Annotated in this window: 16 protein-coding genes and 1 pseudogene; 11 read left to right on the plus strand and 6 right to left on the minus strand. The window is 42.2% G+C overall.

Annotation, left to right across the window (positions count from 1 at the left end; translation table 11 throughout):
* The first annotated feature begins 116 nt into the window (after positions 1-116).
* Positions 117-407, plus strand: a complete 291-nt coding sequence (locus V7K85_RS31540; RefSeq protein WP_334819896.1) for an HNH endonuclease — start codon at positions 117-119, stop codon at positions 405-407.
* A 222-nt stretch (positions 408-629) separates the two neighbouring features.
* Positions 630-1656 (plus strand): annotated as a pseudogene (locus tag V7K85_RS31545) (IS701 family transposase).
* 64 nt (positions 1657-1720) lie between these two features.
* Here V7K85_RS31545 and V7K85_RS31550 read toward each other — a convergent pair.
* The gene (locus V7K85_RS31550) at positions 1721-2578 is read right to left on the minus strand and encodes an aldo/keto reductase (RefSeq protein ID WP_334819898.1); all 858 of its coding nucleotides are present in this window, start codon (positions 2576-2578) and stop codon (positions 1721-1723) included.
* A gap of 112 nt (positions 2579-2690) precedes the next feature.
* Here V7K85_RS31550 and V7K85_RS31555 point away from each other — a divergent pair, with 112 nt between their 5' ends.
* Both V7K85_RS31555 and V7K85_RS31560 read left to right on the plus strand, forming a co-directional pair.
* Positions 2691-2915 carry a GNAT family N-acetyltransferase gene (locus V7K85_RS31555; protein WP_334819926.1) on the plus strand — a complete coding sequence of 75 codons (225 nt, stop codon included), beginning with the start codon at positions 2691-2693 and terminating at the stop codon, positions 2913-2915.
* Between the two features lie 57 nt (positions 2916-2972).
* Entirely contained in the window at positions 2973-3425 is a 453-nt protein-coding gene (locus V7K85_RS31560) for a hypothetical protein (protein ID WP_334819900.1), read from the plus strand.
* Positions 3426-3529: 104 nt separating this feature from the next.
* On the opposite strand, the gene V7K85_RS31565 is transcribed toward V7K85_RS31560, so the two are convergent.
* The 3 genes from V7K85_RS31565 to V7K85_RS31575 are packed head-to-tail and all read right to left on the minus strand — an operon-like array spanning position 3530 to position 6178.
* Complete coding sequence (locus V7K85_RS31565) at positions 3530-5143, minus strand: ATP-binding response regulator (RefSeq protein WP_334819902.1); 1614 nt, start codon at positions 5141-5143, stop codon at positions 3530-3532.
* Between the two features lie 54 nt (positions 5144-5197).
* A complete protein-coding gene (locus tag V7K85_RS31570; protein WP_334819904.1) occupies positions 5198-5806 on the minus strand; it encodes a chemotaxis protein CheC in 609 nt (202 codons plus the stop codon).
* 6 nt (positions 5807-5812) lie between these two features.
* On the minus strand, positions 5813-6178 hold the full coding sequence (locus V7K85_RS31575; protein WP_334819906.1) for a response regulator: 366 nt from the start codon (positions 6176-6178) through the stop codon (positions 5813-5815).
* 847 nt (positions 6179-7025) lie between these two features.
* Between V7K85_RS31575 and V7K85_RS31580 the strand changes: the two genes are divergently transcribed.
* The 6 genes from V7K85_RS31580 (at position 7026) to V7K85_RS31605 (ending at position 13154) form a co-directional block, all read left to right on the plus strand.
* Positions 7026-8753, plus strand: coding sequence for a chemotaxis protein CheA (locus V7K85_RS31580; protein ID WP_334819928.1), 1728 nt, complete (start codon positions 7026-7028; stop codon positions 8751-8753).
* Entirely contained in the window at positions 8746-9084 is a 339-nt protein-coding gene (locus tag V7K85_RS31585) for a chemotaxis protein CheW (RefSeq protein WP_334819908.1), read from the plus strand. The genes V7K85_RS31580 and V7K85_RS31585 overlap by 8 nt, the downstream gene beginning before the upstream one ends.
* The gene (locus V7K85_RS31590) at positions 9077-9535 is read left to right on the plus strand and encodes a chemotaxis protein CheW (protein ID WP_334819910.1); all 459 of its coding nucleotides are present in this window, start codon (positions 9077-9079) and stop codon (positions 9533-9535) included. Before V7K85_RS31585 ends, V7K85_RS31590 begins: the two co-directional genes overlap by 8 nt.
* Before the next feature lie 29 nt (positions 9536-9564).
* Positions 9565-10869, plus strand: a complete 1305-nt coding sequence (locus V7K85_RS31595; protein WP_334819912.1) for a methyl-accepting chemotaxis protein — start codon at positions 9565-9567, stop codon at positions 10867-10869.
* Positions 10870-11238: 369 nt separating this feature from the next.
* The gene (locus tag V7K85_RS31600; protein WP_334819914.1) at positions 11239-12300 is read left to right on the plus strand and encodes a protein-glutamate methylesterase/protein-glutamine glutaminase; all 1062 of its coding nucleotides are present in this window, start codon (positions 11239-11241) and stop codon (positions 12298-12300) included.
* Between the two features lie 11 nt (positions 12301-12311).
* Positions 12312-13154 (plus strand): CheR family methyltransferase, encoded by an 843-nt coding sequence (locus tag V7K85_RS31605; RefSeq protein ID WP_334819916.1) that lies wholly within the window; start codon positions 12312-12314, stop codon positions 13152-13154.
* Positions 13155-13561: 407 nt separating this feature from the next.
* Here the strand turns inward: V7K85_RS31605 and V7K85_RS31610 are convergent, their stop codons facing one another.
* Together V7K85_RS31610 and V7K85_RS31615 are read right to left on the minus strand one after the other, a co-directional pair.
* Positions 13562-13888 (minus strand): DUF3140 domain-containing protein, encoded by a 327-nt coding sequence (locus V7K85_RS31610; protein WP_334819918.1) that lies wholly within the window; start codon positions 13886-13888, stop codon positions 13562-13564.
* A 9-nt stretch (positions 13889-13897) separates the two neighbouring features.
* Positions 13898-14113, minus strand: a complete 216-nt coding sequence (locus V7K85_RS31615) for a DUF2945 domain-containing protein (protein WP_334819920.1) — start codon at positions 14111-14113, stop codon at positions 13898-13900.
* Between the two features lie 244 nt (positions 14114-14357).
* Between V7K85_RS31615 and V7K85_RS31620 the strand changes: the two genes are divergently transcribed.
* Complete coding sequence (locus V7K85_RS31620; RefSeq protein ID WP_334819922.1) at positions 14358-15035, plus strand: ATP-dependent Zn protease; 678 nt, start codon at positions 14358-14360, stop codon at positions 15033-15035.
* The last annotated feature ends 102 nt before the right edge of the window (positions 15036-15137 follow it).

Genomic DNA, 15137 nt, shown 5'->3' on the forward strand with positions numbered 1-15137 from the left:
TAATTTACTTTTATCAAAAACTGCTCTGGATTAACTCCAGAGCAGTTTTATGTTGAGTCGATTACCCCTAGTTTAGTAATCGCTATGATATTAGATAGGGTTTTATCATTCATCAGGTGTCAAATAATCAACACAAGCAATGTGAACTGTGTCAAAGAGAGATGGAGAATTTAACTATCCATCACTTAGTTCCGCGACAAAATACCAAACGCAAAAAACAAGACCCAGTCCCAACAGCAAATATCTGTTCTGCCTGCCATCGCCAGATTCATGTTTTATTCGATAATAAGCTGCTGGCCCTTGAACTCAACACATTAGACAAGCTCAAAAATGAGCCGCAAATGCAGAAATTCTTGGTGTGGGTAAGAAAGCAAGACCTCGGTAAGCGGATTGCAGTCCATCGCTAAACAGCAACTTGCTCCCAGTTAGTATTCTCCTCAAGAATATCTATTTCCACTTGAGATGGTAATTTTTGGCTCCGTACTCCTGCCAAAGCAGCTTTAGCTTTGCCAAATCCTTGCCAGATAATTGAAAGTTGAAATTATCATAGAGTGTAGGACTTACGCATTGACAAAGTGGCAAAAGAGTGGATTGATAAAAAGTATCATCCAATGACTAGGTATCGGACAATCAGAGAAATCAGCAAACCGTCCACAGCACAATGCAATCTGGAACATTACACACTGTTTTTGTTATCAGAACCAAAACATGGGGGATGTTGTAGATTAGCAGAGATATTAGAAAACCTGTCACACGACAGTGTGAACAGATTCTTGCTGAGAAAGAGATATGAACCGAAAGATTTATTCGATACAGTCAAGGAAATCATAAATATAATAGGCGGGATTTTAAGTGTTGATGACACAGTAGTAGAAAAATTGTATAGTGACCCAAACAATGCAGAATTAATCGGTTATTTTTGGTCTGGGAAATATCATAAGAGCATCAGAGGAATAAATTTAATCACGCTGTATTACAGTGATGTGCATGGAAATTCAGTACCAATCAATTACAGAATATACGACAAAAAGGAGGGGAAGACTAAGAACGAGTATTTCCAAGAGAATGCTCAAGGAAGTTATAAATTGGGGTGTAAAGCCAAGAATAGTGACAGGGGACAGTTGGTACTCAGGAGTAGAAAACTTAAAATTTTTAAGAAACCAGAAATTGGGTTTTCTATTTGGGGTAGAGAAAAATATAACTGTCTCAAATGAACCGGGAAAGTATTGCCAAGTAAGCAATCTGGATATTCCTGACCAAGGTTTGAGAATTCATTTGAGAGAGTTTGGATTTATCAAGTTGTTTAGGAAAGTCTTTAAAAAAGAAGACTCTAGACACTATATATTATATCTACCAGATGAAGAATCTTTACAGGAAATAACTAGAAGCGAATTTGTGACAATTCATGATACCCATTGGGGAATTGAAAGTTTTCACAGAGCTATCAAACAAGTATGCGGAATTTGTCGATTCATGGTTAGAGATAGCCAAGCTATTAAAACACACATATTCTGTTCACTTCAAGCATTTGTTCGGTTAGAAAAAATGCGCTCTGAAAACATAATTTCTAATTGGTATGAATTGCAAAGGAACTTATTCACTTTGGTTGTGCGTGATTGCATTGTAAAAAATCTTATCAGTACTTATACTACTTAGTATACATGAATGGAATTTTTTGTCAATGCGTAACTTCTAAGACGTAAAGTGGCGATCGCTTGGCTCATCCAGCGGCTTTATCGAGTTGCTGAAACTCGTCGTCTGAGAGATCAAGCTGCGCGGCAGCGATGTTCTCTTCGAGGTGAGCAACTTGACTTGTTCCCGGAATCGGCAGCATATTAGGACTTCGCTTCAGCACCCAAGCCAGTGCCACTTGTCCTGGCGATGCGTTGTGTGTCTTGGCGATCATGTCTACCGATCCGCCTGACTGGGCGAGGTCGCCGGAGGCTAAGGGATACCAGGGGATAAAGCCGATGCCCTCATGCGTACAGTAGTCGAGTACCGCCTCATCAGCTCGGTCTACCAGGTTGTAGCGGTTCTGCACCGTGGTCACGGGGAATACTTTGCGTGCAGCCTCGATCTGCTCCACCGAGACTTGACTCAGCCCAGCCCGCGCAATCAGCCCCTCTTTGAGAAAATCGGCGATGACACCAAATTGCTCGTCTTGAGGCACCTTAGGATCGATGCGGTGCAGTTGCCATAGGTCTAGCTGCTCCACTTTCAGGCGGCGCAGGCTCATGAGTACACACTGGCGTAGATATTCGGGACGACCTACAGGCGGCCACTCATTCGGACCTGTACGGGTCAGTCCACCCTTGGTGGCGATAAATATGCCGTCATAAGGATATAGCGCCTGAGCGATCAGTTCCTCAGCGACGTAAGGTCCATAGCTATCCGCAGTGTCGATAAAATTGACTCCGAGATCGGGCAAGCGTTTCAAGACTTGTAGGGCCTCGTCCCGGTTTTTGGGTTCACCCCACACCCCTTTGCCCGTAAGCTGCATGGAGCCAAAGCCCAGCCGCGTCACTGAACGATCCAAGAGAGTAAATTGTCCAGATGCACTAGCATTAAGTGAAGACATAGTGTAAATCGGTTGGTGTAAATTGGTTGGAAGCGATTAGAAGCAATCGACTTTTACCATCCTACGGAAGCAGTTGTGCGAGCGCGTCTTCCTAGTGAAAGAATAAGGTTAGATTTATCAAACTGACGAGAGCGGTTTTTTATTGGGCGAGTTGAATGGTGAGCCGGTGGGGTGCATTTCTGCTGTTGCTTACGATGCACACTTCGGCTTTCTAAGTTTTTACATTGTGAAACCCCAGTTTCGTGGGCAGGGGTTGGGTATAAAAATTTGGAAGACAGCAATGGACTATCTAGGTGCTGACCGTAACATCGGTTTGGATGGTGCATTAGCTCAATAAGATAACTACAAAAAGTCTGGTTTCCAAATCGCTTATAACCATATTCGTTATGAAGGGATGGGTGGCGGTGTTGTGCCTGCTGGGATCGTGGAACTGAAAACAGTGCCTTTTGAAGAGTTGGTGGCTTACGATCGCCAACTTTTTCCTTCTAAGCGATCGCTGTTTCTGCGACATTGGATTGAACAGCCAGAAAGTACTGCCTTAGGGTTTCTCAAAAATGGATATCTTGTTGGTTACGGAGTTATCCGATCTGCCCATACAGGTTTTAGGGTTGGGCCACTATTTGCTAATGACGAACAGATTGCTGAAGCATTATTTCAAGCCTTGCTTGCACAAAATCCTCATGCTCCAGTATTTTTGGATGTGCCGGATGCAAATCTACAAGCGATTGACCTAGTTCAACGTTACCAATTGCAGCCAGTCTCTCAAACCGCTCGGATGTACAATAAAGAAATTCCTAGTTTACCTATTTATCGCATTTTTGCTGTGACAAGTTTGGAACTAGGTTAGAGACGGACAAACAACCTGTTTAAACCCCTAATATACAATCCCACTGTAAGCACCTGAGTTTTTCTGTTAGTCTGCGTGGGTCAAACTTGATAACTTTTAAGAAGTCAGTTCTTAACGAGTGCTACGATCGCAGCTACCAGTTTGGCGGGATCGGCTGGTTTAGCAATATGGAGTTGAAATCCGGCTGTAAAAACTTGTTTTTGTGTCGTTTCTGCGGCGTAAGCAGTTAAAGCGATCGCCGGAATTTGTCCACCTAAATTGGCGGGCATCGCTCGTAACTTTCGGATCAAAGTGTAACCGTCAACTTCTGGCATACCTAGATCACTCAACAGCAAATCTGGCTTTGACTGAATAATCGCAGTCAATGCTTCACTGGCAGATGCTGCGATCGTCACGATTGCTCCCTGCTGTTCCAATAGAAAGGACAGAAAATCAAGGGTATCAGCATTATCATCAACAATTAACAGACGTATTCCTTCTAGTGGAGCATAAAGCATACCCAATGGATAGGAATCGTCTGATACATTGTGATTTTCCCTTTCTAATTCCAGATGTTGAAACATCGGTAGGTTAACTGTAAACGTCGCACCTTGCCCTTCTCCTAAGCTCTCTGCCCAAACTGTACCGCCATGTAACTCGACAAGTTGGCGCACAATCGCCAAACCAAGTCCTAATCCACCAAAACTTCGGGTTGTAGCACTATCTGCCTGACGGAAATACTCGAATACATGTGGCAGAAAGTCGGGACTAATACCTTTACCCGTATCACTGACTCTCAGTTGTACCTGAGAATTAATCTGTTCTAAGTAGACTTCTACCTGTCCACCAGATGGTGTGAATTTAACGGCGTTAGAGAGCAGATTCCAAATAATTTGTTGAATACGACTACTATCACCCTTCATCTGTCCAATTGCTGTATCCAAATGAAGATTAATTTGAATAGACTTGGCTTCTGCTGCCAATTGCACCGTCTCTAAGGCAGCTTCAATAGTAAAAACAAGATTAACGGTTTCTAAATTAAGTGCTAGCTTGCCCTGGAGAATCCGAGATATATCCAACAAATCTTCAATCAACTGAGCCTGTAGTTCAGCATTTCGTTCGATTGTCTCCAGGGCACGTACAGTAGTAGCTTCGTTTAATGAGCGATTTTTCAATAGCTTTGCCCACCCCAAAATTGGATTAAGAGGAGAACGAAGTTCATGAGAGACAATTGCTAAAAATTCATCTTTGATCCGGTTTGCAGTTTCAGCAACTTCTTTCGCCCGTTGGCGTTCTTCTGCTATTGCTAGAGCTTGATCACGGAGATTTTTATATTCCTGAACTCGGAACGTTAAATCGGTGAAATCTTCAATTGAAAACAGAGCATAAAATCTATCTCCATCAAATGCAGGCACAGCAGTAACAGTTGTATGTTGAATGCGGTATTTATCTTGGGATATAGGTACAGGAATAATATATTTATGCAGTTGAGAAGAAAAGATTGTCGGAGGCCCGCCTTGAAAAATTTGGTATAAACGGCTAGCGTAACGAGATTGATTCAGATGAGGAAAATATTCCTGAATAGAAATTCCTAAAATCTTACTTCTGGGAATTTTCGTCCATTCTTCTAAGCAGCAATTCCAGAAGATAACAATATAATCTGATTGTAGAACAAAAGCTCCTAAAGGAATTTTATCTAAAAGGCTAAATTTTTCCTGAGCTTGTTCAATTATATTCATTGGATTCTCAAAGTTTTTTAAGACTTTTATCAACGCTTTTTGTTACTAATTGGATTATTTTATTATTCCCATTTCTTCGTTAATTGCATTGATGAGTACATCAAAAGTACCCACTAGAAAGATTAAAATAATATCTCCGATAATTTCCAAGCGTTCAATTGTGAATCGGGCTTGTGCTAGTAAAATTTTTGAATCGCTCTCAGATGCAGATAACAATAAATTTTCGACTGTATCTTCTGAATAAACAGGCAATGTATAGTTTATATGGCGCTTTAGGACATTACTGAGTGAACCCATTACCCCATTTATTACAATGTTACCAATTTCGCTCAGGGTGCCAATTTTCACCGCATCTAGCTCAACTGAGCCTGGATCTTCACCTGTAAGCACTGCAACCAATTTTGATGCGCTGTCAGTTGGAAAAATCAAGCTAGCAGTGCCATAGAAAGAGCCTGTAAAAGGTAGTTTTACAAATGCCAAAGTCTCCTGATGAAATCGTGTTGTTAATTCTTCATAAGCATCGGCAGCAGTTAACACTTTAACAACCGGAATTTTGAGACGAATGTGAGAGTCTACCATCTCATTAAGTAAACTTGCTGCTCGACCAACTCCAATATTAATTAACTCTTGCAGGGCATCCAGTTCTTCTGCTGTCACATTCATGAAAACTCATTCCTTGGTATTAAGAACTTCTCGGACTGCCTTTCGCAATTCATTTTCTTTTGGCGGTTTATTAATAAAGTTGACTGCCCCCAGGTTATAACTTTCATTGCGTGCCCCTTCTTGGATATCGGCTGAAATGATAATTGTCGGAATTTTTAATTCTTGATCTTGCATAGCTTTCAGAAATTCAAACCCATTCATATCTGGCATTAGAAGATCCGCTAACACACAATTTGGCTTATGGTTGTAAACCATTTCTAATCCCTCACGCCCATTAGCTGCTTCTATAATTTCATAACCATCGACTTGCAGAAACTTGCGGATCATTCTGCGAGAAAAGGCTGCATCATCGATAATCAAAACCATTGCCATCAGGTTTGTCCTTTTGTGTTTTAGCTTAATAATTCTTGATTTAGGTCAAGTAACCTATATTATTAATTAAAATTAAGCTATATAATAATAAATAAATATAATTTTACAATTAAACTAAATAGTTTCGGAAAAATGATTAAGCTTGCTGAAACTATAATGCTATGTTGTGGAACTAAAATTTTTAATTTTAATATTGGAAACTTTTTAAAATTGGTTAAGTATTTTTAATCCGATTTAATTCAAGCTTTGCTTTTAAAAGCCAATGCAAAATTGTTGTGTAGTGGATATTGGTCACCCGCTCGATTTCTCGCAGGCTCATGCCATTAAGATAGATTTTGAGTCATAGTTGCTTGACATCGTTTGAATAGCACCAAGGTTGGTAAGATTCGAGAAATTGACGTCAGCGTAAAGCCTACGGCATAGCTTCTCTGCGAGAGGCTGCGCCAACGCTTACCGCGCAGCGTCTCGTAGAGAAGCGGGGCGGAACGCACGTCGCATTGTTTGCAGTTCTAACATTGTCTGTCTTGACGACAACCATTTTTGAAAGTTTGAGTTGAATGGCAACGAGAACATTGTATGTCTCTTACTATATTATTAGGGCAAACATAATCTTTTCAACATTAAAAAAGATAAACATCTTTCTTTAGAGAGATATTGCTGAGATTTCAAATGAGATTAGTAGTAGCATAAGATATATAAATTTATAATCTATTAACCAATGGAGTTAAATGAAATTGACGATGATATAGAAGCATTTCTGGTTTAAAGCTATGAGAACCTGAATCAAATTGAAGGAGATATTATTGAGCTAGAGAAAGCATCATCAGAAGGTGAAGCATTAGTTCGCATTTATCGCTCACTCCACACGCTTAAAGGAAATTGCGGCTTTTTACCGTTTCCTAATTTGGAATCACTTGCTCATGCTGGGGAGAATTTGCTCTCGTGTCTGCGCGATCGCCCTCATGCAATCACCCCTGACATTATTAGTACTTTACTACAAACAGTTGATACGATTCGGCAAATCCTGTCCCAAATTGAAACTACAAAGCATGAGGGCGATCGCGATTATTCAGCACTGATCAGAGCTTTAACCCAATTGTCAGAAACTGAACAGACTTCAAAAGTCTCTCAATCGCATGAGCCTGCTGTGAATACACAAACGCCACAAATAGAGGCAGAAGCTCAAAGAGATCCAGCAGGTTGTGAGTCTGTTGAATTTCTCAATGACGAACTCACAGAAATATCAATGACAACATCAGAATCTGCTTATATCCGAGTCAATGTTAATCTGCTAGATCAGATGATGAACCTAGTGGGTGAACTCGTTTTAGCCCGTAACCAGGTAATTCGATTTAGTACGAAGTTTAAGGATAATAGTTTTGCTGCTACCTGCCAGCGCCTTAACCTACTTACAGCCGAGTTGCAGTCAGGGGTGATGAAAACTCGGCTGCAACCAATTAGTTCCATCTGGCAAAAGTTCCCTCGCGTCACACGCGATTTAGCGATCGCTTCCGGTAAACAAGTTGAGGTGGAGATGGAGGGAGCAGATACTGAACTAGACAAAAGTATTATTGAAACAATTAAAGACCCGTTGACGCACTTAGTACGCAACTGCATCGATCATGGGATTGAATTACCAGCCGAGCGGGTTGCTTGTGGTAAGCCAATCTTAGGACGGCTATTTTTCAGAGCCTTTCACGAAAGTGGCAAAGTGAATATTGAGATTGGCGATGATGGTCGTGGTCTTAATCTAGAACGACTCAAAGGGCGATCGCAGCAACTTGGTTTAGTGAGCGCTGTACAGGCTGCAACCATGAGCGAGTCAGAAGCGATGAACTTAATTTTTTTATCCGGCTTCTCGACTGCTGAACAGGTGACTAACCTTTCCGGACGAGGGCTTGGGATGGATATTGTCAAGAGCAATATTGAGAAGATTAACGGAACGGTTGAAATTCACAGCCAACAGGGACAAGGAACGACCTTCAAAATCAAGATTCCGTTGACATTGGCAATTATTCCAGCATTGATTGTCACTAGTGGAGGCGATCGCTATGCTATTTCTCAAGCGAGTCTACAAGAGCTAGTACGCTTAGAAGCACAAGCACTTAATAGGATTGAGATGTTATACGATGTACCTGTGTATCGCTTGCGGGGTAATCTTGTGCCATTGGTTTACCTCAATCAAGTGTTACACCAGGATAGTCTTCGCAACTTAGAAACACTCAGTCTGGTAATTGTGGAAATTGATAACTATCGCTTTGGACTGGTCGTGGACACAATTGAAGATATCCAAGACATTGTGGTTAAACCTCTAGGAAAACAGTTAAAAGCCCTATCGCTATTTGCAGAAGCCACTATTTTAGGGGATGGCACAGTGGCATTAATTATTGATGTTGTCGGTCTGGCAAACCGAACTGGTATTACTGCCAAACAAAAGCAGTTGTTGAACGAGAATGGTGCAAATAGTCAAGAGCAAACAGCCGATCGCCAAACAATTTTGCTGTTTGAGGGCCCCCAAGGCGCACGCATTTCGGCTCGAAGAGATTCTTGCTTCTGCTGTCGAAAAAGTGGGTAATCAGGATGTCTTGCAGTCTTACGGTCAAATTATACCGCTGATTGATCTTCACAAGATATTTTGCAATCAGCTTAATGATCAAGCTTTGGGGACAGTTGCAGAAACGCTCCAGATAATTATTGTCTCTCCATACTCAGAACTCAGTGTTGGGCTAGTGGTGGATCGCATTCTCGACATTGTAGAAGAACCACTGACCATTAAAGGTATTTCTAGTAGACCTGGTGTACTTTTCTGTGCTGTAATTCAAGGACAAATCACAGAAGTTCTGGACATTGAGACTGTAATTCGGATTGCTAACCCTCATTTGCTGCAACTGGCTACTCATGACTGAACAACAAATTTGCACATTTTTTCTCAAAGGAGTTTACTTTGGTATTGACGTGCAGCACGTTCAAGAAGTGATTCGTCCACAGGCAATGACTCGTGTACCTTTAGCACCACCAGATATCTGTGGGTTGATTAATTTACGTGGGCAAATTATTACTGTCATCGATTTGCAGCGTCGATTAGAGATGAGTGAGCTGCAGACACGATCAACTACAAACCTTGTAGATGAGCCGCAGGGATTTAATATCGTTGTATGTTCTGATCATGAAGTAGTCAGTCTGCTCGTCGATCAGATGGGAGATGTTTTAAAGTTCGCACAAAACAGCTTTCAACCCGCACCCGCAACGTTAAAAGGTAGAATGTGTCAGATGCTAGCAGGAGCTTACCCGCTCCCAGACGGATTTCTGTTAGTTCTAGACACCGAGAAAATTCTAGATGTTAATTTAACAAATTAGATTATCGAATAATTGAGGAGCGCTTTGCAATGACTACAAATCGGGCTGGGAAAACAGCCAACTCTAAATCTCCCTCGGTGGATAGTGCAGATTTGCAACCGACCGATGACAGTGTGACAAAAGTGCAATTGCAAGCGTTACTAATAGCACTGAAGGCTGCAAAAAACGGTGATTTTACCGTCCGTTTACCTGATGAGAATAATGAACTGGGTGAAATTGCCTCAGTTTTTAATGAATTGGTGAGTTTAAATCAAAACTTTGTTAACCAAGTTAATCGCTTGGCATCCGAGATTGGTATCCAAGGGCAGCTCGGTTCTCAAGCCGTTGTTAAAGAAGCAGGTGGGAGTTGGAAAGAATCGCTCGACAACTTAAATCAGATGTCTACGAATTTAAGAGAGCAGATAAAAGGTATTAATGAGGTCAGCCTTGCCGTCGCTCAAGGAAATTTGTCCAAGCAAATCGAGGCAAGCAATGCAGGAGAGTTTAAGCAGCTCACGGATAATGCAAATCAGATGATTAGCAGCCTCAGGTCTTCAATCAGACAGATGACAGAGGTGGCAACAGCAGTTGCGTCTTCCTCAGAAGAACTGACAGCAGTCAGCAAAGAAATGACTGAGAACGCCGAACAAACAGCCGAACAGGCCATTTCCGCGTCTGCCTCTGCTGAACAGGTAAGTCAGAATACCAATACGGTTGTGACTGCGGTGGAAGAGATGAATGCTAGCATTCGAGAAATTGCTAAGACCGTTACCCAAGGAGTAAAGGTGACGACTGAGGCAGTTAAAACAGCTGACCACACGAACCAGACAATTAACAAACTCGGTCAAAGCAGCATCGAAATTGGCAAAGTTATTAAAGTCATCACCTCGATCGCAGGGCAAACAAACTTGCTAGCACTCAATGCGACAATTGAGGCGGCTAGAGCCGGAGATGCAGGTAGAGGATTTGCCGTAGTCGCAAACGAGGTGAAAGAATTAGCCAAACAAACGGCAAGTGCTACTGAAGATATAAGCTTGCGAATTGAAGCAATTCAGACAGATACAAAGGGTGCCGTTCAAGCCATCACTCAGATTACTAGTATTATTAATCAGATCAACGACTTCCAAAGCACGATTGCCAGCGCTATTGAGGAACAAACTGCAACTACGAATGAAATTGGTCGAAATATGGCTGAGGCAGCCAAAGGAACATCAGATATTGCCAAAAGTATTGGAATTGTAGCACTCAATACTCAAAGTACGACTACTGGAAGTAGTAATACGTTACAAGCAGCCACAGAACTATCCCGTATGGCAGTAGATTTGCAGAAAGTTGTCAACCAGTTCAAATATTAGTTTTTTGTCCCCAAGCCCGAAAAAGAGGCAGGAGAGCAGGTGGGGCAGAGGAGATATATTTGAGAATGCAACAATGAGTCTTTGATACTCGTGAATCCAGTTCAGAACTCCATTAACGAGTCTTTGATACTCGTTCATCCACCTTAGAACTCCATTAACGAGTCTTTGATACTCGTTCATCCATCTCAGAACTCCGTTAATGAGTCTTTGATACTCGTTCATCCACCTCAGAACTCCGTTAATGAGTCTTTGATACTCGTTCATCCACCTCAGAACTCCGTTAATAAGTCTTTGATACTCGTGAACAAGCATAAAAACTCCACTCCCCTGCCCCCCTGCGATTGGATATTTTTTATTTGGAAGTCCCCAATGCCCAAAATCCGGGTACTCGTTGTTGATGACGCCGTAGTAGTACGGAGTCGAGTCAGTAAAATTTTGTCTAGCGATCCAGAACTAGAGGTGGTAGGAGTCGCGGCTAACGGTCGCATTGCCCTTGCCAAGATTTCCCAAGTTAATCCCGATGTAATCATCCTGGATATCGAGATGCCGGAGATGGATGGTTTGCAAACCCTGTCCGCTATCCGACAAATGTATCCACGCTTACCAGTGATTATGTATAGTACCTCCACACGCAGTGGAGCGATCGCAACGCTGGAAGCTCTTTCTTTAGGTGCTTCAGACTATGCCACAAAACCTAGTAACTTAGGAAGTGTAGAGGCAACAACCCAACATATTCGGGAAGATTTAATTCCTAAAATTAAGGTATTTGGTGTATTTTTCCCACCCAGCGCAATTACCCAGCCAGTTATTTTTCCCGTTCGTAGCAACATACAGCAGGTGGAAGTTGTGGCAATTGGAGTTTCTACCGGAGGCCCGAATGCTCTGGCTGTAGTGCTTAGGGAGTTTCCAGCAGATTTATCAGTGCCGATTTTAATTGTGCAACATATGCCGCCAATGTTTACGAAACTACTAGCTGAACAATTATCTTCCAAGTGTCAAATTCCAGTAGACGAAGCGGTTTCTGGACAGATACTAGAACCTGGACATGCCTGGATTGCACCAGGAGATTTTCATTTAATTGTGCAACGCGACAAAACTGTGGTTCGACTTCTTACCCATCAAGCATCAAAAGAAAATTCCTGTCGTCCTTCAGTCGATGTGCTGTTGCGATCGGTTGCACAGGTTTATGGGGCTGGGGCGATCGCAGTCATCCTCACGGGTATGGGGCAAGATGGGTTGCATGGCTGTAAGTGCATACGCGAGGCGGGTGGACAGGTACTTGCACAAGACAAAGCTACTAGCGTCGTGTGGGGAATGCCTAGTTTTGTGGTTAATGCCGGACTTGCCAATCAAATTGTTCCGCTTAACCAAATGGCAGATGAAATTATGCACAGAATTCGTTTCAATCAACTTCCTTTTTCAGTCCTGTAATAAAACAGATTATGGGTGTAAGCACCACTGATTTTGAGTATCTTCGTGAATTAGTTAATCATCATTCAGCAGTTGTGTTGTTTGGTGATAAAACCTATTTAGCAGAGTTACATTTGCAGCCAATTGTCGAATCTGCAGGATTCGCTTCGATCGCTGATTTGGTTACTTACTTGCAAACTCAGCCGTTTAATAGTCTTCACGTCCAGACAATCGAGGCGCTAGTCACTAACGAAACCTCATTCTTCCGTGATCGACACCCTTTTGAAGCGCTGAAAAAATACGTGCTACCAGAGTTAATTAAACAACGAGCAATTGAGCGATCGCTCAACATTTGGTGTGCTGCCTGCTCGAATGGACAAGAACCTTATAGCATCGCCATACTAATTCATGAACATTTTCCCATGCTTACCAATTGGTCGCACAGGCTAATTGCTAGTGATTTTTCTACTAAGGTTTTAGCGCGTGCCCGCGAAGGGCATTATAACCAACTTGAAATTACTCGTGGACTATCTAAAAATATTCGCGATCGCTACTTTCAAAAGCTAGATACCAACTGGCAAATAAACGAGCAAATTCGCCAGATGGTTGATTTTCGTCAGTTGAATCTTTTGCAATCTTGGTCATCTCTGCCGCAATTTGACGTGATCTTTTTACGGAATGTTTTAATCTACTTTGATATTGTTACCAAGAAAGCCTTGCTAAAAAAGATAAAGCAGCAATTAAGACCAGATGGCTACTTGTTTCTCGGTAGTGGTGAAACGACTATCAGCCTAGATGAATCATTCAAGCGGGTTTTATTTGACAAGGCTATCTGCTATCAATTGCACAATCCTGAAGTCGAAATTCCCGATTGAGGTAAAAATCAGCAAGCTGCTATTTGCAGCCGCCTATGAGGTACTTTACCGAATTTTAGATTTTAAATTTTGGATTTTGGATTGAAGAATTTAAAATCAGTCTTGAAAAGTTTGCTCAAGTTGGCAGAGCCGCAAGAGCAACGCCAGTTGCTTTAAGCCGGGAAACCCGTCCAACGCACTGGCTCAACTTTCCGCAAAATTTCAAAAGGTCTGTTCGCGCAGATCTCCAAGAGTTGCCCCTAATTTATACTCGTTTTGCGAGAAGCAAGCTACGTGGAACAAATCTAAAATCTAAAAATCAAAAATTCTTGCTCGTTCGCGCAGCGTCCCGTAGGGAAAGAGACTGAAGAAAGAGCATTCATGCATGGGGTCAATTTAAAATCTAAAATCCAAAATCTAAAATTGATTTACTTAAGTGGATCGTGTCCCCAATTCTTCAAAGAGTAGCACCAGCGTGTGTGTTCCAAATCACCCGATGGCTGTTGCGCCATGTGACGGTGGACGTAACTAATAACTTTCTTCATGTGCGAAAGCTCATCGTCGGTATAGTCATCTTTTTTCTGCAACAACTGGATGATACGCCGCCCAGATTTATGACCAATTGACTCATCATCGCCATCCTTTTGTCCCACAGTTTGTGACTCATCCGTATCTAGCCAAGACTCTAGTTCCTTGGGTGTCATATTCACAACTTGATGAAACTCATCAATCACCGATTTAACATCTTTACTCATGACTAAGCATTACTCCTCTACTTTCTTAAGAGCATCAGGCTTGTGAGCAGCTTGTTTTCCTGTCTTATCACTTTCGACTAAGTACTGAGGGTTATCTTCACTAGCAGCGATATGGTGTTCTTTAATATCTGTAGGTGAAGTAAGTTTCTTCACTACTTTGCCAGTTGTCTTGCCTTGTGAAGTTTTCCATTCAACCCGATCACCCTTTTTGAATTGTTCAGCCACATTCATTTCCTATTTGATGTTTTATACCTACTAACGTCACATTATGTCTGCGACTTGAAAAGCAGCCATCATTCTAGTGATAGAGAAAACATCCGTTATTAAGCCAGTAATTTAATTAGGTGTAAGATGAAAAAATTAGGCGATCGTTACAACCAGCTTGATACAATAGCTGTGCTGCAACTACGCCCGTCGTAGACATTGCCTCATAATGAAAAAAGATTAAGCTGCACTCAGAAAACTCTCAATGAGCCAGACCACGCTAAATTTAGTTGCAATATCTGTTTTTCTGATCACCATGTCCAGCCTACTGGGGCCATTCATTCACTTGTCGCCCGCAGTACCGGCGCTTGCTACCTTCGCTATTTTGGGAATAGCGACTTTTGACAGTTTTAGCTTGCAAGGCAAGGGTGGTACTATCTTTTTAGATTGGATTGCTGGTTTTTCAAGTGAACACCGCGATCGCATCGTCCACCACGAAGCAGGACATTTCTTGGTCGCTTACCTGTTGGGTATTCCCGTTACCGGCTACACACTCAGCGCTTGGGAAGCTTGGAAGCAGGGTCAAGGTGGGCAAGGCGGCGTTAGCTTTGATGATGGCGAATTAGCATCTCAACTAGAAGTGGGTAAAATCAGTGCCCAAATGCTAGACCGCTACTGCACTATTTGGATGGCGGGTATTGCTGCTGAAACCCTAGTTTTTAATAATGCTGAGGGTGGATCTGATGATAAAAACAAGCTGATGGGAGTCTTGACAATTTTGGGCTTTTCTGAATCAGCTTATCAGCAGAAACTGCGGTTTCATGCCCTTCAGGCAAAAACCCTACTGCAAGAAAATTGGTCTAGCTACGAGGCTTTAGTTAATGCCATGCGACAACGCACTTCGGTAGAAGATTGTCATGCTGAGTTAGGAGTTAGGAGTTAGGAGTTAGGAGTTAGGAGTTAGGAGTTAGGAGTTAGGAGTTAGGAGTTAGGAGTTAGGAGTTAGGAGTTAGGAGTTAGGAGTTAGGAGTTAGGAGTTAGGAGT

This window comes from Nostoc sp. (assembly GCF_036917615.1).
In the GTDB taxonomy this organism is placed as follows: domain Bacteria; phylum Cyanobacteriota; class Cyanobacteriia; order Cyanobacteriales; family Nostocaceae; genus Nostoc.